The organism is Ruegeria sp. CJ9 (assembly GCF_056536625.1).
Genome location: NZ_JBQFPY010000001.1, coordinates 406,061 through 426,141 on the forward strand (window position 1 = coordinate 406,061; position 20,081 = coordinate 426,141).

22 protein-coding genes are annotated in these 20,081 nt (G+C 59.0%); 12 read left to right on the top strand and 10 right to left on the bottom strand.

Going from position 1 to position 20,081, the window contains the following annotated elements:
- Window positions 1-3: 3 nt before the first annotated feature.
- Genes ACR0AJ_RS02025 through ACR0AJ_RS02035 form a run of 3 tightly spaced genes read right to left on the bottom strand, consistent with a single transcriptional unit; the run spans window position 4 to window position 2,236 of the window.
- Window positions 4-483 carry a DUF6505 family protein gene (locus ACR0AJ_RS02025; protein WP_170359302.1) on the bottom strand — a complete coding sequence of 160 codons (480 nt, stop codon included), beginning with the start codon at window positions 481-483 and terminating at the stop codon, window positions 4-6.
- Window positions 483-1,178 (bottom strand): biotin/lipoate--protein ligase family protein, encoded by a 696-nt coding sequence (locus ACR0AJ_RS02030; RefSeq protein ID WP_480739956.1) that lies wholly within the window; start codon window positions 1,176-1,178, stop codon window positions 483-485. The genes ACR0AJ_RS02025 and ACR0AJ_RS02030 overlap by 1 nt, the downstream gene beginning before the upstream one ends.
- Window positions 1,175-2,236 carry an Mrp/NBP35 family ATP-binding protein gene (locus ACR0AJ_RS02035; RefSeq protein WP_480739957.1) on the bottom strand — a complete coding sequence of 354 codons (1,062 nt, stop codon included), beginning with the start codon at window positions 2,234-2,236 and terminating at the stop codon, window positions 1,175-1,177. The genes ACR0AJ_RS02030 and ACR0AJ_RS02035 overlap by 4 nt, the downstream gene beginning before the upstream one ends.
- A gap of 108 nt (window positions 2,237-2,344) precedes the next feature.
- Here ACR0AJ_RS02035 and ACR0AJ_RS02040 point away from each other — a divergent pair, with 108 nt between their 5' ends.
- Entirely contained in the window at window positions 2,345-3,073 is a 729-nt protein-coding gene (locus tag ACR0AJ_RS02040; RefSeq protein WP_480739958.1) for a c-type cytochrome, read from the top strand.
- Here ACR0AJ_RS02040 and ACR0AJ_RS02045 read toward each other — a convergent pair.
- Window positions 3,067-5,019, bottom strand: a complete 1,953-nt coding sequence (locus tag ACR0AJ_RS02045) for a 4Fe-4S binding protein (protein ID WP_170374918.1) — start codon at window positions 5,017-5,019, stop codon at window positions 3,067-3,069. The genes ACR0AJ_RS02040 and ACR0AJ_RS02045 overlap by 7 nt on opposite strands.
- 221 nt (window positions 5,020-5,240) lie before the next feature.
- Here ACR0AJ_RS02045 and ACR0AJ_RS02050 point away from each other — a divergent pair, with 221 nt between their 5' ends.
- The 11 genes from ACR0AJ_RS02050 to ACR0AJ_RS02100 all read left to right on the top strand — a co-directional run bounded on the left by ACR0AJ_RS02050 (window position 5,241) and on the right by ACR0AJ_RS02100 (window position 14,839).
- Window positions 5,241-5,795 (top strand): DUF3305 domain-containing protein, encoded by a 555-nt coding sequence (locus ACR0AJ_RS02050; protein WP_480739959.1) that lies wholly within the window; start codon window positions 5,241-5,243, stop codon window positions 5,793-5,795.
- The gene (locus ACR0AJ_RS02055; RefSeq protein WP_480739961.1) at window positions 5,792-6,379 is read left to right on the top strand and encodes a DUF3306 domain-containing protein; all 588 of its coding nucleotides are present in this window, start codon (window positions 5,792-5,794) and stop codon (window positions 6,377-6,379) included. The genes ACR0AJ_RS02050 and ACR0AJ_RS02055 overlap by 4 nt, the downstream gene beginning before the upstream one ends.
- 4 nt (window positions 6,380-6,383) lie before the next feature.
- Entirely contained in the window at window positions 6,384-6,995 is a 612-nt protein-coding gene (locus ACR0AJ_RS02060) for a TorD/DmsD family molecular chaperone (RefSeq protein ID WP_480739962.1), read from the top strand.
- A 61-nt stretch (window positions 6,996-7,056) separates the two neighbouring features.
- Window positions 7,057-7,245, top strand: coding sequence for a twin-arginine translocation signal domain-containing protein (locus ACR0AJ_RS02065; protein ID WP_170348411.1), 189 nt, complete (start codon window positions 7,057-7,059; stop codon window positions 7,243-7,245).
- A gap of 132 nt (window positions 7,246-7,377) precedes the next feature.
- Window positions 7,378-10,272 carry a formate dehydrogenase subunit alpha gene (locus tag ACR0AJ_RS02070; protein WP_170348410.1) on the top strand — a complete coding sequence of 965 codons (2,895 nt, stop codon included), beginning with the start codon at window positions 7,378-7,380 and terminating at the stop codon, window positions 10,270-10,272.
- A 12-nt stretch (window positions 10,273-10,284) separates the two neighbouring features.
- Window positions 10,285-10,878 carry a formate dehydrogenase FDH3 subunit beta gene (fdh3B, locus tag ACR0AJ_RS02075; RefSeq protein WP_037307340.1) on the top strand — a complete coding sequence of 198 codons (594 nt, stop codon included), beginning with the start codon at window positions 10,285-10,287 and terminating at the stop codon, window positions 10,876-10,878.
- Window positions 10,879-10,988: 110 nt separating this feature from the next.
- Entirely contained in the window at window positions 10,989-11,339 is a 351-nt protein-coding gene (locus ACR0AJ_RS02080; RefSeq protein WP_170348409.1) for a putative quinol monooxygenase, read from the top strand.
- 27 nt (window positions 11,340-11,366) lie between these two features.
- The gene (locus ACR0AJ_RS02085) at window positions 11,367-12,566 is read left to right on the top strand and encodes a formate dehydrogenase subunit gamma (protein WP_170348408.1); all 1,200 of its coding nucleotides are present in this window, start codon (window positions 11,367-11,369) and stop codon (window positions 12,564-12,566) included.
- Window positions 12,567-13,844 (top strand): c-type cytochrome, encoded by a 1,278-nt coding sequence (locus ACR0AJ_RS02090; RefSeq protein ID WP_480739965.1) that lies wholly within the window; start codon window positions 12,567-12,569, stop codon window positions 13,842-13,844.
- Window positions 13,841-13,966: a hypothetical protein gene (locus ACR0AJ_RS02095; protein ID WP_480646384.1), complete on the top strand. Its 126-nt coding sequence runs from the start codon at window positions 13,841-13,843 to the stop codon at window positions 13,964-13,966. Before ACR0AJ_RS02090 ends, ACR0AJ_RS02095 begins: the two co-directional genes overlap by 4 nt.
- Window positions 13,967-14,839: a substrate-binding domain-containing protein gene (locus tag ACR0AJ_RS02100; protein WP_480646382.1), complete on the top strand. Its 873-nt coding sequence runs from the start codon at window positions 13,967-13,969 to the stop codon at window positions 14,837-14,839. It abuts the gene before it with no gap.
- A 6-nt stretch (window positions 14,840-14,845) separates the two neighbouring features.
- Here ACR0AJ_RS02100 and ACR0AJ_RS02105 read toward each other — a convergent pair whose 3' ends face one another.
- The 6 genes from ACR0AJ_RS02105 to ACR0AJ_RS02130 all read right to left on the bottom strand — a co-directional run bounded on the left by ACR0AJ_RS02105 (window position 14,846) and on the right by ACR0AJ_RS02130 (window position 20,080).
- Entirely contained in the window at window positions 14,846-15,661 is an 816-nt protein-coding gene (locus tag ACR0AJ_RS02105) for an ABC transporter substrate-binding protein (RefSeq protein WP_480739966.1), read from the bottom strand.
- A gap of 18 nt (window positions 15,662-15,679) precedes the next feature.
- A complete protein-coding gene (locus tag ACR0AJ_RS02110; RefSeq protein WP_480739968.1) occupies window positions 15,680-16,414 on the bottom strand; it encodes an ATP-binding cassette domain-containing protein in 735 nt (244 codons plus the stop codon).
- Window positions 16,407-17,120 carry an ABC transporter permease gene (locus ACR0AJ_RS02115; RefSeq protein ID WP_170374906.1) on the bottom strand — a complete coding sequence of 238 codons (714 nt, stop codon included), beginning with the start codon at window positions 17,118-17,120 and terminating at the stop codon, window positions 16,407-16,409. The genes ACR0AJ_RS02110 and ACR0AJ_RS02115 overlap by 8 nt, the downstream gene beginning before the upstream one ends.
- Window positions 17,121-17,274: 154 nt before the next feature.
- Entirely contained in the window at window positions 17,275-18,264 is a 990-nt protein-coding gene (locus ACR0AJ_RS02120; protein ID WP_170374904.1) for an ABC transporter substrate-binding protein, read from the bottom strand.
- 56 nt (window positions 18,265-18,320) lie between these two features.
- Window positions 18,321-19,166: an ABC transporter permease gene (locus ACR0AJ_RS02125; protein ID WP_170409473.1), complete on the bottom strand. Its 846-nt coding sequence runs from the start codon at window positions 19,164-19,166 to the stop codon at window positions 18,321-18,323.
- Entirely contained in the window at window positions 19,163-20,080 is a 918-nt protein-coding gene (locus tag ACR0AJ_RS02130; protein WP_170376093.1) for an ABC transporter permease, read from the bottom strand. Before ACR0AJ_RS02130 ends, ACR0AJ_RS02125 begins: the two co-directional genes overlap by 4 nt.
- Window position 20,081: the final 1 nt, after the last annotated feature.

Below are 20,081 nucleotides of genomic sequence, written 5' to 3' on the forward strand. Positions count from 1 at the left end.
GCTTCATTCATCAAGCGAGCCGTGAACGGCCAGCGCCTCAAGCTGTGTTTCCTGTGGGGTTATTATTCGGAACGCTTCGTGCACACCCGTGTCGGACAACTCACGCGCTACCGTCAACAGCGTGTTCGGGGCGTGTTCTTCGCAAAGCTCACTCATATGGACGATTTCGGCCTGTGCCACACCCAAGGCCGCTTCGACTGAAGGCGCACCGTAGAATTGCACAAAATGCTCGGCCAGAGTTTGCACGATCTGGTCCAACTCGGCCTGTTCGATCTGGGTCACGGCAACAAATGTCACGCGCCCAAAGGTTTCGACGCCCAACCAACCGTTTGAAAACGCCTGCCGCGCCTTACCTTCCAGATCGGCCTCACCCCAGTTCGAGAATTCAAACCCGCCTGATATGCACCATTCCCCCGTCCGCGCCGGTGAATGGAACACGTTCATATCGCTTTCATCGAAATGGATCGCACGGGCCAGTTTCATCATCGGTTCTCCAACAGTTCGGTCAGCGGGCGTAAACGTGTTTCATCGCCGTCACGGATCAGCATACCGAACCGCTCATCGGTGCCCAGAAACACGCCCGTCTCTCCGTAGGGCTCTCCGACGCCGCGCAGCAGCCCCATCCATTCGCCGTGCAAAGGGGCGTTGCCGTCCTCTTGCCAGCGATTGAGCCAGGTCAGCATATGCCGCGACCAGCTTTCAACCAGTTGTGCTGCTGAGACATCGGCGCACCCTTCGTCATGCAGTGCGGTGACATCCGGCGTTTTCCCCGGATCATCCCCGGTTTGCAGCAACGCCAGTTCCCAATTGACCACCAGCCAATCGGGTTCTTGCCCGGGATCGCGGCCTGAGGCGGCGGTGCGGAACATTCCACACTTCGCCCCGTTCACGCAAATCAGTCCATCCCAGCCCAAATGCACGGCAACCTCGGGCGGAGCCAGCGCGCCCAGAGCGTTCTGAAACCCCACGGCGCACAAAGGCAGCATCGCCATAGCGTCCTGCAAAGGCACCTCGGGCGCAAAAACGATGGCAACGCGCAAGCGGTCGGCCTGAATGTTGTAAACCACCGTCCCCGCGTCGCAGCCCAGCGCGGCCATGGCTTGGGCGCGGTCGAACGGGTCTTCCCCGCCCTGCACAGGATGGCCCGTCAGCAATGGCGGAAAGACCGGTTGGTTCATGCGTTACCCTTGGCGATCATATCGCGGGCGACTTTGCGGAATGCCTCAGCCTGCGGGCTGTCGGGTTTGCTGATCACGATGGGCGCGCCCCCGTCCGCAGCGACCCGGATATCCAGATGCAGGGGGATTTCACCCAGCAGCGGAACACCCAGCGCTTCGGCCTCAGATTTCACACCGCCGTGGCCAAACACGTGTTCCTCATGCCCGCAGTTGGAGCAGATATGGGTCGACATGTTTTCGATCATGCCGACGATAGGAGTCTTGAGCTGGTTGAACATGTCGATCCCTTTGCGGGCATCGATCAAGGCCACGTCCTGCGGGGTAGATACAACAATGGCACCGTCCACCTTGAACTTTTGGCTCAGCGTCAGTTGCACGTCACCGGTGCCTGGCGGCAAGTCCACGATCAGCACGTCCAAAGCGCCCCACTGAACCTGGCTCATCATCTGTTGCAGCGCGCCCATCAGCATTGGGCCGCGCCAGACAACCGCTTGCCCTTCATTGGTCATCAGACCCATCGACATCATGGTGACGCCGTGATTGCGCAGCGGCAGGATCGTCTTGCCATCGGGGCTGGCCGGACGGCCCGAGACACCCAGCATCCGGGGCTGCGACGGGCCATAAACATCAGCGTCCAATAGACCGACACGACGACCCTCGGCCGCCAGCGCACAGGCAAGGTTGGCAGACACGGTGGATTTGCCTACTCCGCCCTTACCCGAGGCAATGGCGATTATTCGATCCACCCCCGGTACGGCCTGCGGGCCGGTTTGCGATGGCTTGGGTTTCGGTTTCAGATCTGGCGGAGCCTTTTCCGAATGCGCGGTCAGCAGAGCAGACACATTGGCCACACCGTCTGCCAACTTTGCGGCCTGCTCGGCGGCGGCACGAACGGGCTCCATTCGCTCGGCCTGTTTCGGATCAATCTCAAGTACGAACCGAACGGTGTCACCTTCGACATTCAGCGCGCGCACCACTCCGGCGCTGACGATATCCTGCCCCGATACAGGGTCAGTGATCTTTTTCAGGTTTGCCAGAACCGCATCACGAACACTCATGCCATTACCCCTTTAATTCCACCCACGATGAGGTTGCGTTTCATTGCATGTGTCTCCGTCTCATTCAGTTCATTTGACGCAATCGGGACCAGACCGTTAGGTTGGGCCATGCGCGTTGTCCTTTTGTGCCTGAGCCTGTCGCTCTCTGCCAGTCCCTCTTGGTCGCAGGAGGCCATTGGCCTTGCCGCCCCGACGGAAGTAACAGACTCAGGTCTGCTGCAACATATCCTTCCTCGCTTCTCTCTCAAGACCGGGATACGCGTTATTGCGGATGACGGGGGCATTTTGGTGCTGCAAACATCCCCGCCGGGCGATCCAGTCTTTGCACGCGGCGGTGTGGTGTACCATCTACGGATCGAAGACAACGCCCGGCACGAACGGTTCCGCGACTGGCTGCTGTCCGATATCGGCAAGAATACGGTCGAAAGCTTTGTCCCTGACCAAGGGGCACCCTTCTCTGCGAGTTTCGAAGTAACGGCAACCCAGCAGGAAACCGTGATCGAAGGCGACGCTGCCCGGGGCGCGGAACTGTCGATGACCCATTGCGGCCGGTGTCATGTGATTGGGCCGCAGAACCGGATGAACGGTCTGGGCTCAACCCCATCATTCGCGGTATTGCGCGCCATGCCGGACTGGTCTGAACGGTTTGAGGCGTTCTTTGCCCTCAACCCCCATCCCGCCTTCACACAAATTGACGGGCTAACACCGCCGTTTGACCCAGAACGCCCCTCGCCCATTTACCCGGTCGAGATGACGCTGGAAGAGCTGGAGGCCATTCTGGCGTTTGTCTCAGCCATCCAGGCTGCTGATTTAGGCGCGCCGCTACAGCTTCAGTGATCCTTTCGCTTTGAGAAATAATCCTCGGTCGTGACAACCTTGGGTCTTGGGTTGGACTGGAACGGATTGTCTGATTGTTGAAACTGCGCGTTCACCCGGCAATTGTCGCACATCTGGATCATCCGTGCCTTGTCCGAGGTGGCAAACATCGGATGCGTGCCAGACAGCTTTTCCATGATCCGTTCGACCGTAGATTTCACGCCGAACAACGCACCGCATTCAACGCAGGCAAAGGGTTCTTCCTCATTCAGCACCTGCTGAGACAAGGCTGCGTCGCTCAGGTCCAGTTGCGGGACAAGGGTAATCGCATCCTCGGGGCAAACGCCCTTGCACAAGCCACATTGCAAACAGGCGTCCTGCTGAAAGTTCAGCTGCGGTTTGTCCGGGTTGTCAGCCAACGCACCTGACGGGCATAGCGACACGCAGCTGAGGCACAATGTACAGGCGTCCGTATTCACCGCCACCGCCCCGTACGGAGCATTTTCGGGTAATGATAAAGGTGTATCCGCCTGCGGATTCAACGCCTGTGCGGACAAGCGCGCGATTTGTCTGCGGTTGCCCAGCGGCAGCACCGGATCGGACAGCGGTGACGGAACATCCTGCGCATATAGCAGGTCTGCCATCGCATCGGGGTCGGCCTGATCAATCAAGGACAAACCATCCGGTCCTGCAATTGCCTGCGCCAGAACCAATTCGCGATCCAGCGCGTCGCGTTCGGTGGTTGGGGCCACAAGGATATCGACACGTGCGAACCCATGCGCCAATGCGGCCAGCATTTCGGCGTGGCCGAACCCCGAAATCACGTTTAACTCAAGCGGGATGACATCTGCGGGTAAGCCGCGCCCGAACCGGGCGGCCAGCCGGATCATCTCAGCCCCGTGGGCATCGTGGACCAACAAACGGGGCGACGTCCCCCCGGCCCGCCGATAGGTCCGCGCCAGAATGTGCATGCGTGACAACAGGGCAGAAACTGGCGGGTCCTCGTATGTGATAGCGGTCGATGGGCACACCGCCGCACATTCCCCGCATCCGGCGCAGACCATTGGGTCAATGGACACATGTTCCTTCGCCGGCACGATCGCACCCGTCGGACAAATATCCAGACAGTTGGTACAGGCGACCTGCTCGGCACGGGAATGGGCACACAGCGTTTCCTCGAGCCGCACGTAAAGCGGCTTTTCAAACGTGCCAACCAGTTGCACCGCCTCATAGGCCAACCGTTCCACGGCAAGCGGGTCCTTGGGATCTGCGCGCAAATAGCCTTCGCGCTTGGCCGGGGCCTGCACGAACGCAGTGCCGCCGGTCAGGTCGATGATGATATCGCAGGCCGAGTGCGCCCCATCACGAGCCTCGGTCCAGGTAAACACCCCACGGCCGCCCGGCTTTAGCTGTTGCAAGGCGTCCAGCCGCAATGTGAACCCGCCCAGTGCGCCGTTCAGCGACCGAAGCTGGCCGCGCACTACGTCAAAAGACCGCGAAACCGGCGACGCGTCATCGGTCACCAGCACCGTCACCGCCAAAGTGTCCGACAGCCGGGCCGCCAGATCAAAACTCACCTCACCTGCCCCGACAATGAAACAGGTGCCTTCGCTAAAGACGTCAACGCTGGGCGTGATGGGCTGAGGCAGCAACGCCTCAGCCGCCAAAGCGGCCATCTTGGGGGTCGCATCGCTGCTCTGCTCTGACCAACCGGCGCGGTCACGCAAGTCGACAAACCCCGGCATGTCTATTTTCAATTCGTCTGCAAGGTCCCGGAACACATCTTGCTCCTGCCCGCAGGCAATCACCGTATCCCCGTCCTGCATCAGGGATACAGCAGTCTCCAACTCAGCCGTACACAGGGCCGTATGAACCTTTGAGCAAGCGATCCCACAAGCGGATGCGATTTTCTCGGCCTCCAGATCCTGCGTTCCGGCGCAATCGCATAGTATTAGTTTTGTGCCCATGGCATCCCCTCCCCATCTTGGTTTCAGCTTAGGGTGTCTTGGAAAAGTGGCAATGCCCCATGGCAAATCTTTCGGTATGGCCGGGTCTTCAATGCCTCTCGGGTTCGTAAACAATCGGTGATCAGATCATTAGCCCAGCAATTCAGACTTGGCACATGGTTGCTTTGTGTACCATAGTAGACCCAGGGGAAGGCAGGGGAGAGCCTTCCGGGGAGGACTAAGTGGCCAAGGCCGCAAGCCAGATTGAAATGCCAATCGGCGTCGTCGTGCGCAAAACACCCGGTGTTACCCGCTGGGCGAAATGGAACTGGCGCGCCGTTGCTGTGCTGCCCGGTGCCGGGCCAGCGGATTGGCTTGAGATGCGACGCGAGGGTGAAGCCGTGGAGTACCACGCTGCCACCCTTCCCCTGACGCTTTGGGCTGATGAAACTGAGGCATACATGGTCAACCTGTCCGACGGACAACCTTCGATCTACCTTGTTCTTCGCGATGCGCTGGATGGCGAACGCCCGATGGATGCGGTGCTGGTCACGGCGTCCCCGTTCGAAGGGCAGGATTATGCAGATACCGGCGAAGAGATTGTCGAAAAAATCCCGATGACTGAAGGGCTGGTTGCCTGGGTTCGGGATTTCGCGCTGGAACACCACCGTGATGAGGTTTTCGTTAAACGCCGCCGCGACAAGAAACGGACGGACCTTGTAGAGGACGGCAAGGGGGATGCGCGTATCCGGCAGACCTCGGACGTATACCGCGCACCGCGTAGGCTGTTGCAATGACCCAAGCTCGCGATTTCTGGTCCCGCCGCAAAGCTGCCGTTCAGGCCGAAGCCGAGGCCGAGGTCATCGCGAGTGAAGAACAGGTCATCGCCACGCAACAAGCCGAGTTGGAAGAAAAGAGCGACGCCGAGATTTTGGCACAGTTCAACTTGCCCGACCCCGATCAGTTGCAGGCTGGGGATGATGTCTCGGGGTTTATGGCAAAGGCCGTCCCTGACCGGTTGCGCCGCCGTGCTTTGCGGCGGCTGTGGCGGCTGAATCCGGTACTGGCGAATGTGGACGGGCTTGTCGACTATGGCGAGGACTATACCGACGCGGCCTGTGTGATCGAGAACATCCAGACCGCCTATCAAGTTGGCAAAGGAATGCTGAGCCACATCGAAGCATTGGCTGCAGAGGCCGAAGAGGATGCCCCTGAAATCGAACCCTTGGAGGATGAAGGTGAAACCCTGGCAGCCGAAGAGGAACCGGAAGTGGTTCCAACCCCAGCCCCTGCCCAGGTGGCCGTGGCATTTACCGATGAGGTGGACGAGACAGCGCCGCAGGTTGCCCCGCGCCGCATGAAATTTGAATTCGAAGGATGACGAAATGACCGCAGGCAATGCGCAAAATCTGGAAGTCTCGGCCGAAGATCGCCTGCGCGCGGATTTCTACAATTTTCTGGGTCTGCTTCTGTCAGGCCCACCAGATCAAATGCTGCTAGATCAGGTCGCGGGTCTGACCGGGGATGGCACAGACCTGGGTCGAGCCATTCAAGCCATGGCGCGGGTGGCCAAAGTCACCAAACCCGCCGCCGCGGAACGGGAATTCAATGCGCTGTTCATCGGACTGGGCCGGGGTGAGCTGCTGCCTTATGGCAGCTATTACCTGACCGGTTTTTTGAACGAGAAACCTCTGGCGCAGTTGCGCAATGACATGGCCGTTCGCGGGATCACCAGAGCGCAGAACGTATTCGAGCCTGAAGACAACATTGCCTCGCTGATGGAAATGATGGCAGGCATGATCGTTGGCCGTTTTGGCGCACCCGCCACGGTCGAGGATCAAAAGGCGTTCTGGAACAAACATATCGGCCCCTGGGCCACACATTTCTATTCTGATTTGGAAGCAGCCGAAGCGTCGGTTCTCTATGCCTCGGTCGGCACAGCCGGTCGGGTGTTTATGGAAATCGAACGCGAGGCCTTCCGAATGACGGCGGTGTGAACCACCGCAACTCGCCAGCGCCCGAATTGGCGCTAAATCGCAAATGGGAAAGGAGAAGCCCATGAGCAAGACCAAGGAAGAAGGCGCCTCGCGCCGCGACTTCCTCAAACTGGCCGGAACCGCAGCGCCCGCTGCTGTTGCCGCAGCCACACTAAGCGGAAAAGCCGAAGCAGCCGAGCTGCCCACGGACGAAACCCGCATGCAGGACACAGCGCACACCCGCGCTTACCTGGACAGCGCGCGCTTCTAAGCCGCCTCGACTGCGCCCGGTTTACCGACCGGACGATGTCACCAACCGACTGACGGTTGCGATTGGCCCTGACGTCGGCATCAGCAGTACCAAGCCAGCCGTGGCTTACACGGCGCGCAAGGGAGGAAAACAATGCTAAGGAAAAAGACCAACGGGGTTGCGAGACGCCCCCAGCGGACAAGTATCCTGTCCCAGGTCGGCGAGAAAACCGTCGATCGCCGCGCATTCCTGCGTGGATCGGGCCTGACGATCGGCGGCCTTGCCGCGATCAGCGCCACGGGCGGAACCGTAACGCCAGCCAGCGCCCAAACAGCGGCCAATCAGGCCGTTGAAAACATCAAATCCGTATGCACCCATTGTTCGGTCGGCTGTACAGTCGTCGCCGAAGTGCAGGACGGCGTCTGGATCGGGCAGGAACCCGGTTGGGACAGTCCGTTCAACCTGGGTGCGCACTGCGCCAAGGGGGCCTCGGTTCGCGAGCACGCCCATGGCGAGCGCCGCCTGAAATACCCGATGAAAAAGGAAGGTGGCGAGTGGAAACGCATCAGCTGGGAAGAGGCGATCAACGAGATCGGCGACGGCATGATGAGCATCCGCGAAGAGTCGGGGCCAGACAGTGTTTATTGGCTGGGTTCCGCGAAGCACAATAACGAACAGGCCTATCTGTTCCGCAAGTTCGCCGCCTACTGGGGCACGAACAACGTGGACCATCAGGCGCGTATCTGCCACTCGACCACTGTTGCGGGTGTTGCGAATACATGGGGCTACGGCGCCATGACCAATTCGTATAACGACATGCACAACAGTAAGGCGATCTTCATAATCGGCGGTAACCCGGCTGAAGCGCACCCTGTCTCGCTGCTGCATATATTGCGCGCGAAAGAGCAGAACAACGCACCGCTGATTGTCTGCGACCCGCGGTTTACGCGCACCGCGGCCCATGCAGATGAATATGTCCGCTTCCGCCCCGGCACAGACGTTGCGCTAATCTGGGGCATCCTGTGGCACATCTTCGACAACGGCTGGGAGGACAAAGAGTTCATCCGCACCCGTGTCTGGGGCATGGACCAAATCCAGGAAGAGGTTGCCAAGTGGAACCCGGAAGAGGTCGAGCGCGTCACCGGTACGCCCGGTTCGCAGCTCAAGCGCGTTGCCCGCACCATGGCCAACAACCGGCCCGGCACAGTCGTTTGGTGTATGGGTGGCACCCAGCACACCAACGGCAACAACAACACCCGCGCCTACTGCGTGCTGCAGCTTGCGCTTGGCAACATGGGCACCTCGGGTGGTGGCACCAACATCTTCCGCGGTCATGACAATGTGCAGGGCGCGACGGACCTTGGTGTTCTGTCTCATACCCTGCCCGGCTATTACGGCCTGTCCGCAGGTGCATGGGGCCACTGGGCACGTGTCTGGGGTGAAGAACCCGAATGGCTGGCAGGTCAGTTCGCCACGATCAAGGACAAGGAAGGCAAGGATAAACCGCTTCAGAACGAGCGCGGCATCCCTGTCTCTCGCTGGATCGATGGTGTTCTGGAAGACCCGGCAAATATGGATCAGGACAACAACGTCCGCGCCATGGTCTTGTGGGGTCACGCGCCGAACTCACAAACGCGTGGGCCGGAAATGAAGACGGCGATGGAGAAGCTGGACATGCTGGTCGTGATCGACCCGTACCCCACCGTCTCGGCCGTTCTGCATGACCGCACCGATGGCGTTTACCTTTTGCCTGCCTGTACGCAGTTCGAAACCCGTGGCTCGGTCACGGCCTCGAACCGCTCGCTGCAGTGGCGCGACAAGGTGGTTGATCCGCTGTTCGAAAGCTTGCCGGATGAGGTCATTATGGCCAAGTTTGCCAACAAGTTCGGCTGGGCGGACCGGTTCTTCCGCAATATCGAAATGGAAGACGCCGAAACCCCGAATGTTGAAAGCATCACGCGTGAGTTCAACTCGGGCCTCTGGACCATCGGCTATACCGGTCAGTCGCCGGAACGTCTGAAAAGCCATATGGCCAACCAGCACACGTTCGACAGAACGACGCTGCAGGCTGTTGGCGGACCAAACGACGGCGAATACTATGGTCTGCCATGGCCCTGCTGGGGCACGGCCGAGATGGGTCATACGGGGACTCCAAACCTCTATGACATGTCCAAACCGGTGGCCGAGGGTGGCCTGACCTTCCGCGCCCGTTTCGGGGTGGAACGCGATGGCGACAACCTGCTGGCCGAAGGGGTCTATAGCGTTGGGTCGGAAATTCAGGATGGATATCCCGAATTCACGATGCAGATGCTGATGGATCTTGGCTGGGATGGCGATCTGACGGATGAGGAACGCGCAGCAATCGACGCCGTTGCGGGTCCGAAGACCAACTGGAAAACCGACCTTAGCGGCGGCATCCAACGGGTCGCGATCGAGCATGGTTGTGCGCCCTTCGGGAACGCCAAAGCCCGTGCGGTCGTCTGGACCTTCCCGGATCCGATCCCACTGCATCGCGAGCCGCTGTATACCAACCGGCGCGATCTGGTGGAGGATTATCCGACCTACGAAGACCGTCAGGCCTATCGCCTGCCTACCCTTTACGCTTCGATCCAGAAGAACGATTTTTCAAAGGATTACCCGCTAATCCTGACGTCTGGTCGTCTGGTCGAATATGAGGGTGGCGGCGAGGAAAGCCGATCGAACCCGTGGCTGGCCGAACTGCAACAGGACATGTTCGTCGAGATCAACCCGCGCGATGCCAACAACCTTGGTATTCGTGATGGGTCTCAGGTCTGGGTCGAAGGTCCCGAGGGCGGCAAAGTCAAGGTGATGGCGATGCTGACCAACAGGGTCGGTGCCGGCGTGGCCTTCATGCCATTCCATTTCGGCGGCCATTTCCAGGGACAGGACTTGCGGGACAAATACCCCGCTGGCGCTGATCCCTACGTGCTGGGTGAAAGCTCCAACACCGCCCAGACCTATGGCTACGATTCAGTGACCCAGATGCAGGAGACGAAATGTACTCTCTGCAAAATCTCGGCAGCGTAAGGAGGACGATTTATGGCTAGAGCAAAGTTTCTCTGCGACGCTGAACGCTGCATCGAGTGCAACGCCTGCGTCACCGCGTGCAAGAACGAGCACGAGGTCCCATGGGGCATCAACCGCCGCAGGGTGGTGACGATCAATGACGGCAACCCGGGCGAACGCTCAATCTCGGTGGCCTGCATGCATTGCTCGGATGCGCCTTGCATGGCGGTGTGCCCGGTCGACTGCTTCTATCAGAACGAAGAAGGCGTCGTCCTGCACTCCAAGGACCTGTGCATCGGTTGCGGCTATTGCTTCTATGCGTGCCCCTTCGGCGCGCCGCAGTATCCGCAGGCCGGAAACTTTGGATCGCGCGGCAAGATGGACAAATGTACCTTCTGCGCCGGTGGTCCCGAGGAAACGCACTCGACCGCAGAGTTCGCCAAATACGGTCGCAATCGGATCGCCGAGGGCAAACTGCCCATCTGCGCCGAGATGTGTTCCACCAAGGCCCTGCTCGCCGGTGATGGCGACGTGGTTTCGGCCATCTACCGCGAACGCGTCGTGGCGCGCGGGTTTGGCTCGGGCGCCTGGGGTTGGGGCACGGCCTACGACCAGAAAGACGGTTAGTCCCGTTTTGAAATTGGCGGTCCCGTAGTGTCAACTACGGGACCGTCCCAGCCCGGCCAAACCACTTGGCCGGGCATAAGTTGGCTCGACCAACCTGAACGGAGTAATTCATGACCGAAGATGTTTATTGGCTGCTGAAACTTGACCTGCAAGCAGATCAGGATGACATATTCGATGCGCTAATGGCTGAAATGGTGGATGCAACACTGAATGAAAGCGGTGCGAAGTCCTATGAATGGCACCGCAGCGGATCGGCAGTTCACATATTTGAACGATACGCCAGTTCTGATGATGCGATGATCCACATGCAAAACTTCGGGGCAAATTTCGCAGATCGTTTTCTGGCAATTCTGACGCCAACTCAGCTGGACGTTTACGGCCCCGCTAAAGAAGACCTGCACGCGGCGCTTACGCCGGTTGGAGCGGTCTTTCACAAACAAGTCAGCGGCTTTGACCGATAGACACGAACGACACAGGAGATTCGACAGATGCGCCTGATCTTAATGCTGCTGATCCCCCTATTCCTCACCAGTGTCGCCTTGGCTCAAGAAAGTGCGGATGTCCCGACTGATTCCGAACGCAGCACCACTGGCGGCGCCACGACACTGGAAGACATTCTGGCCCGTCAGCGCGGTGAAAAGGTCGACAATCGCTATCGCTCGGACAACACCGGTCAAGGCAATGCCGAAGGTCTGCTGGGCCAGTTGGGAACACGCGGCGTTGCCTCAGACAGTGATGTCTATCGCGCGATCCGGTATGGCTCAGCCGATACAACAGTTTCATCCAAGGGGCCTGCGGCTGGCGTTCTAATCCAGGACGGTGGCATGTGGTGGCTGAACTTCCGCACAGGCCCCTTGCGCGAATACGGAACGTATATCCTGGGCGGAATGGCGGCCATCATCGTGTTGTTTTTCCTGATCCGCGGAAAAATCCGCATCGACGGGGAAAAAACCGGCCGCACCGTAACCCGCTTTAACAGCTTTGAGCGGTTCGGGCACTGGCTGTTCGCCGGGTCTTTCCTTGTACTTGGCCTGACCGGCCTGCTGACCCTTTATGGCCGTGATTTCCTGATCCCGCTTTTCGGGAAAGAAGGGTTTGCCACCATCGCGCAAGGCTGCAAGTGGTTACACAACAATCTCGCATGGGCCTTTATGCTGGGTCTGGTCATCGTCACCGTGAACTGGATCGCCCACAACATCCCCAACCGGGTGGACCTGAAATGGCTGGCCGCCGGTGGGGGCCTTTTCACCAAAGGCAGCCATCCGCCTGCCAGGAAGTTTAACGCAGGACAAAAGGTCATCTTCTGGGCCTGTATCCTGCTGGGCGTTTCGATCAGCCTGTCCGGGCTGTCGCTGCTGTTCCCGTTCGAACTGCCGATGTTTGCCAAGACCTTCTCGGTCGCCAATTCCACCGGTATTCCACAGATGTTTGGCCTGAATTTGCCAACTCAGATGTCACCGCAGGAGGAGATGCAATACGCGCAGGTTTGGCACGTGATGATCGCCTATGTGTTCATCGCCATCATTATCGCCCATATCTATTTGGGTTCAGTGGGCATGGAAGGTGCCTTTGACGCAATGGGTACCGGCGAAGTCGAAGAGCAATGGGCACGCGAGCATCACTCGCTGTGGTTGGAAGAGGTACAAGAAAAAGAGGCCGGTAAGGCAGCGGCCTCACCCGCAGAATAGATGCGTGGGCTGGTCCTGGCCCTGGCGCTGGTCCCCCTGCCCGCCATGGCCGAGTTTTTTACGCTCAAGGGTCACGGCGGGCCGATCATGGGGATCGCCACAGCACCGGACGGACGGATCGCCACGGCAAGTTTCGACAACTCGGTTGGCTTGTGGTCGAACCGTACGCCCGAATGGCTGGAAGGGCACGAGGCTGCGGTCAACTCGGTCGCGTTTAACGGGCGCGCGATCTATTCGGCAGGCGATGATTTCACCCTGCGCCGCTGGCCGGGCGGAGAGGTTGTTGGCCAGCACAAGGGCAAGATCGTGGGGGTCGCGGCCTCGAAAACGCATGTCGCCACTGCCAGTTGGGACGGCACCATTGGACTCTGGCCCGAAGATGGATCAGCCGCACAAACGCTTACGGCGGGCAGCGGTGTGAACGCCGTAACTTTTTCACCAGATGGTGCAACGCTGTACTCGGCTGGCATAGATGGAACACTGCGAGTTTGGGATGTAGCCAGTGGACAGGAAATCCGGCGACTGGTGGAACACGGGTTCGGGATCAATGAATTGGTTCTGAACGCCGCCGACAACTGGATTGCCTATGGTGCAGTCGACGGTGTGACCCGCATTTTGGACCTGACCACCGGCGAAGAACGCGACTTTACCCTGGATCGCCGTCCTATACTGGCGCTGGCACTCAGCCCGGATCGTAGCCTTTTGGCCGTGGGTGATGGTGAGGGCTACATCATGGTGATCGATACGGCTGAATGGCACATCGCGCAGGATTTCCGCGCCACTCTGCGCGGGCCGGTTTGGGCGCTGGCCTTTTCTACGGACGGTCAGAACATCCATGCGGGCGGCATTGACGAAGCTATGTATAGCTGGCCGGTTTCATCCCTCGGCGATCGCGCACAGATGGCAGCCACCGAGCCCAGTTTCCTGAAGAACCCCGAAGAAATGAGCAACGGGGAACGGCAGTTTTCACGCAAATGTTCGATCTGCCACAGCCTGACACCCGACGGGCAAAGGCGTGCCGGGCCAACTTTGTATGGAGTCTTCGGACGCAAGGCCGGTACGCTGGCGGGATATTTCTACTCGGATACGCTGCAAGACTCTGATATCGTTTGGAATGACGAAACGATAAATGCCCTTTTCGACGAGGGGCCAGACCACTACATACCGGGATCGAAGATGCCGATGCAGCGGATCACTCAGGCCCAGGATCGCGATGACCTGATTGCCTTTTTGCGCCGCGCAACGGCACCGGAGAATAAGACCGGAGGAGACCAATGAAAGCCTTTCTTGCCGCTGTGGCCGCAATGGTCGTCATCACCGTCGCCGCGCCTTATGTGCTGCAACAGGTCGGGTTCAGCGCTGCCGATGCGGGAACCGGTTCGGCTGTGCGTCTCGACTGAATGTCCGAATACCTGACCACCAAAGAGCTGGCCGACCTGCTGCGCATTGGCGAGCGCAAGGCCTATAATCTGGCCTCATCCGGTGCGGTCCCCTGCGTGCGCGCCATGGGCAAGTTGCTGTTTCCTCGGGCCGAGGTCATCGCCTGGCTGAACGCATCCCGGTCGGGTCCGCAAGTGGCGGAACCGGCCCTGCCCCCGATCATTGCTGGCAGCCATGATCCGCTGCTTGATTGGGCTTTGCGCGAAAGCGGCTCGGGTCTGGCCACGTATTACGACGGTTCCTTTGACGGGCTGATCCGCCTGAAGAACCGCAGTGCGCAGGCTGCGGCGCTGCATATTCATGAGGATCAGGGGTTCAATACGCAATCCCTGCGCGCAAATCTGGGTGAAGCCCCGGTGGTTTTGTTTGAAGTCGCGCAGCGGCAACGCGGATTGCTATTGGCACCGGGCGTCACCGGTATCACTGACTTTTCCGATCTGAAAGGACGGCGGGTGATCCTGCGGCAGGACAGCGCCGCCAGCCAACGGCTGTTCGACGCACAGCTAGAAGCCCACGATCTGACACGCGACGATCTGGACGCCCTACCCGCCTGCGCCCGGACCGAAGAAGAACTGGCCATTGCCCTGCATGACAGCAAGGCCGAAGCCGGGTTTGGGTTGGGTGCCCTGGCCAGCCTATACAATCTGGGCTTCGCGCCCACCCATTCCGAACGGCTGGATCTGGCCATCTGGCGCCGCGCTTATTTCGATGACCCGATGCTGAAACTTCTCAGCTTTTTTCAGTCTGAAAGTTTCGCCAACCGTGCTGCCGAATTCGGTGGTTATGACTTGTCCGAGTTGGGCACGATCCACCACAACGGCGCAAGCGGCTGACCCCGATCACTCGGCGTTGGGAAAGAACAACTGCTCACCATCCAGCTTGTAAGACGCAATGGCCGCCTGCCCGTCGGGGCCGATCAGCCAGTCAATGAATCGTTGACCCGCTGCGGCCCGGACCTGCGGATGCTTATCCGGGTTCACAAGGATGATACCGTACTGATTGAATAGACGCGGGTCACCCTCGACCAGAACCTCTAGATCCCCCCTGTTGCCAAAGGATTGCCACGTGGCGCGATCCGTCAGCACATAGGCCCCCATCCCGCTGGCCACGTTCAAAGTCGCCCCCATGCCCGAGCCGGTCTCGCGGTACCACGTCCCCGATGCGGCGGTCGGATCGGCACCCGCCCAATCCCAGAGGCGCATCTCGGCCTTGTGCGTTCCGCTGTCATCTCCGCGCGAGGCAAAAGGCGCTTCGGCTTCGGACACCGCAACCAGCGCCTCAACGATATCCATGCCACCCCGCACCTTGGCCGGATCGGATTTTGGCCCGACCAGAACAAAATCGTTGTACATCACGTCAAACCGCTCGACCCCCCAACCGTCGTCAACGAATTGTTCCTCGGCTGGTCTGGAATGCACCAGCAACACGTCCCCATCCCCGTTGATGGCATTGCGGATCGCCTGACCGGTGCCCACGGCAACAACACGTACGTCAATACCCGTCTCGGCCTCGAACCCCGGCAGGATGTAATCCAGCAAACCCGAATTCTGAGTGGACGTCGTCGATTGCACCACGATAAAGGGTTCCTCGGCGTTGGCGGACGCAGTGGTCAAACCAACGGCGAAAAGAGCTGCTCGAAAAAAAGTTCGGATCATTTAGATCTCCGTTATTGTTTAAGTGACTAGCCCGCCAACCAGATATCGGCGTGCGGCGTCGCTTTTGGGGGCATCCAGTACCTGTTTGGCCGCCCCATGTTCAACCACGTGACCGCCCTGCATCATCACGATATCGGCGGCTAACCGCCGGGCCTGCCCGATGTCATGCGTCACCATAACGATGCGGACACCCCGGGTTGAGGCGCGCAGGATCATCCTTTCGATCATCTGCGTGGCATTGGGATCAAGCGCGCTGGTGGGTTCATCCAGAAACAACGTCTCTGGGTCCAGCGCGAGGGCGCGTAGAATGGCCAGCCGCTGTGCTTCTCCCCCTGACAGGGACCGGGCGGATTGGCGGGCTTTGCCATCCAGGCCGCCTTCGGTCAGCAATTCCTCGATCCGGGACTTGCGCGTGCTACGGGGTATACCCTGGCGCTTCAGCACAAAATCCAGGTTGGAAGCAACGGTCCGGCGCAACAGCACGGGCTGCTGAAACACCATCGCCTGCCGCGCCTTGTGGTCAGCATTCAGCTCGACACCATCCTGCCGGACCTGCCCGCGATCCGGCACAATTAGCCCATGCAGACAGCGCAGCAGCAGGCTTTTGCCCGATCCATTCGGCCCAAGGATCAAGGTTGGCCCCGGACCATCAAGGATAAGCTGCGGCACATCCAACAAGGCCTTGCCTTTACGGGTGATCCGCATCCCATCAACCGACAAACAACTGGCCAACTGCAAAGTCAAATCACGCATGGCGCAACCCCTCCTGCTCGGCTCGCAGGCTGAGCGTGCTGACCATGGCGTTCACCGCCACCGCGATACCGATCAGGATCGCCCCCAGTGCCAACGCCAGCGCCAGATTGCCCTTAGAGGTCTCCAAAGCAATGGTCGTCGTCATAACACGCGTCACGTGATTGATGTTGCCGCCAACTATGATCACCGCACCGACCTCGGCAATGGCCCGACCAAACCCAGCTAGCAGTGCGGTCACCAGCGCCAATCGCGCATCCCACAACAGCACCGGAACCGATGCCAGCCGGGACACCCCCAGTGAGCGGAGCTGTTCCGAATACTCCTCGGCCAGCAATTCGACCACTTGCCGGGTCAACGCTGCGATGATGGGGGTAACTAGAACCACCTGCGCAATGATCATCGCGGTCGGTGTATACAGTAACTCAAGCACACCCAACGGCCCTGAACGCGACAGCATCAGATAGACCAGCAGCCCGACAACGACCGGTGGGAACCCCATCAAAGCATTCATCAGCACGATCAGAATTCGACGTCCCGGAAACCGAGCGACCGCCAAAGCCGCACCAACGGGCATGCCAATCAACGCAGAAATCAGCACGGCAAAGATGGAAACTTCCAGGGACAGCAACACAATCGCCCACAACTCTGCATCCCCATTGAGGATCAGAGTCATTGCCGAGTTGAATTCTGATGCAAATCCCTGCATTTTCTACCACATATCGAACATTTCGTACAAAATGCGCCTAATTTCATAAAGATACTAGACCATTTACTCACCAAGTACAGACACGATTCCGACATCCCCAAACGAAAACGCGGCCCCAATTGGAGCCGCGCGTGTTCAGGCAATTGAACTGGGATCAGTTCAGCGCCGCATCTGTGATCTGATGTGTCCAGGCCCCGTCGGGCTGCTTGGTGATCACTGGGTCAGACCCACCTGCCAGCAAGGTACCCACGGTACGTTCAAAATCGGCCGGATCCAACGCGCCATTCGAACCCGCGGTCAGTTTGGCAATCTCGCCCATCATGCGCTTCTGATGCTCTTCGGTCTGGGCACCGGTCGCGTCATTCTCAAGCACGATGTCGGCTGCCTCATCAGGGTGTTCTTCAGCGTATTTCCAGCCTTTCATCGAAGCACGAACAAAACGCTCCATTTTTTCAACAAAGGCCGCGTCACCCAAGTTTTCCTCAAGCACATACAAACCGTCCTCCAGCGTCGCCACGCCCTGGTCTTCGTACTTAAAAGTGACCAGCTCATCCGGGCTGACGCCAGCATCGATGACCTGCCAATATTCATTATAGGTCATGGTGCTAATGCAATCGGCCTGACGCTGCAGCAAAGGATCAACGTTGAAGCCCTGTTTCAGAACCTCGACGCCGTTTTCACTTTTGCCACCGGTGTCGATACCCAACTGGCTCATCCAGCTCATGAACGGGAATTCATTACCAAAAAACCAAACACCCAGCGTGCGGTTCTTTAGATCCTCGGGCGAGGAAATCCCGGCATCTTTCCAGCAGGTCAACATCATGCCTGAGCTTTTGAACGGCTGCGCGATATTCACGAGGGGCAGACCCTTTTCGCGTGCGGCCAGTGCGGCGGGCATCCATTCGACGGTCACATCCGCACCACCGCCGGCAATGACCTGAGTCGGTGCGATATCCGGGCCGCCAGGCAAAATGGTGACGTCCAGTCCCTCTTCCTCGTAGAACCCTTTGTCTTTGGCCACATAATAACCCGCGAACTGCGCCTGAGTGACCCACTTGAGTTGCAAAGTCACCTCATCTGCGGCCAGCGCTGCGCCGGCAGTCAGGCTAAAGGCAGCGATCACCCCGCTGAGTAGCTTGTTCATCTTCATATCTCCTAGTTGTTGTTGGCGCCCCATTTTGGGGGTCTGTTAATTTCCATTTATCCGCGTTGCGACGGGTGCCAGAATGTCACCCCCTTTTCGATCATGGCGACCAGCCCATAAAACGCCGTCCCGGCCAAAGCAGCCACGACAATCTCGGCCCAGACCATATCCAGTGACAGTTGCCCGACACTGGTCGATATCCGAAAGCCCATGCCCAGAGTTGGAGAGCCAAAGAACTCGGCCACGATAGCGCCGATCAGCGCCAGAGTGGTAGAAATCTTTAGCCCATTGAAAACAAACGGCATCGCCGCGGGCAAGCGCAGTTTCAGAAAGCTCTGCCAATAGGTCGCGGCATAGGTCTCCATCAGGTCGCGTTGCATGGTGGTCGCTTCGCGCAGACCTGCTACGGTGTTCACCAGCATCGGAAAGAACACCATCACCACGACCACCGCCGCCTTGGAATGCCAGTCGAACCCGAACCACATCACCAGAATGGGGGCCGTCCCGACAATAGGCAGGGCCGCCACAAAGTTCCCGACCGGCAACAATCCGAGGCGCAGGAAATCCCAGCGATCCACGGCGATCGCCATCAGGAAGGCCGATCCGCAACCGATAATGTAACCGCTCAGCGCGCCTTTGATGATGGTTTGCACGAAATCCGCCCACAGGATTGGAAGGCTGTCAGCAAAGCGCACAGCGATCACTGACGGTGCAGGCAAAATGACCAACGGCACATCAAGCCCGCGCACCAGCAGTTCCCAAATTGCAATCACGGTCAGTCCAAAGATCAGCGGCGCCAAAAACCGCACCGTCTTTGTATCGGCATAGGGGCCACTGGCCAGGCGGCTGTTCAACCACCAGCCAAACAGCCAGACGCCAATTGCACCAAGAACAGATATCATTGCGCCATCCCCATCCGTTTCAGGACCGTCCGCTCGATCAGACCCAACAGCCCGACCAGACAGGCCGCCAGGATGGCCGCCGCAAACAACGCCGACCAGATTTGTACGGTCTGACCGTAATAGCTGCCGGCCAGCAGTCGCGCACCCAAACCAGCCACGGCCCCTGTCGGCAGCTCTCCGACGATAGCCCCGACCAGTGAGGCCGCGATTCCGATTTTCAGCGAAGTAAACAGATACGGCATCGACGCTGGTAAGCGCAGCTTCCAGAACCCCTGAGACCGACTGGCGTTATACGTGCGCAACAGGTCCAATTGCATCGCATCGGGGCTGCGCAGCCCCTTCACCATACCGACCACGACGGGGAAAAAGCTAAGGTAGGCCGAGATGATCGCCTTGGGGATGATCCCCTGAATACCTATCGAATACAGCACCACAATGATCATCGGGGCCAGCGCGATGATTGGAATGGTTTGGCTAACAATGGCCCAGGGCATGACCGACAGGTCCATCACTCGGCTGTGTACAATTCCCACTGCCAGCAGAATGCCCAACCCGGTGCCAATCGCAAAACCCAGAATAGTGGCGCTGAGTGTCACCCAGGAATGATAGATCAATGATCTTTTCGAGGTGATTTTCTTCTCGACCGTGGTGTCCCACAGCTCTTCGGCCACCTGATGCGGTGCGGGCAAACGCGGTCGGTCCTGTTCCCAAGTCTCATCAATGGCATAGGGGTTGTCGATGACCAACTCGAACTCGCTCATGTCGCGGCGGTCAACAGCTTTGGGCGGATCGACCTGTTCCCCGGCTCGTTCGAATTCAGTCAGAACACCTTTGATGTTCATCGGCACGCTGGCGGCATACCAGAACAGGATAATGACGCCTACAACAGTCAAGACGGCCCAGACAGCTTTGATC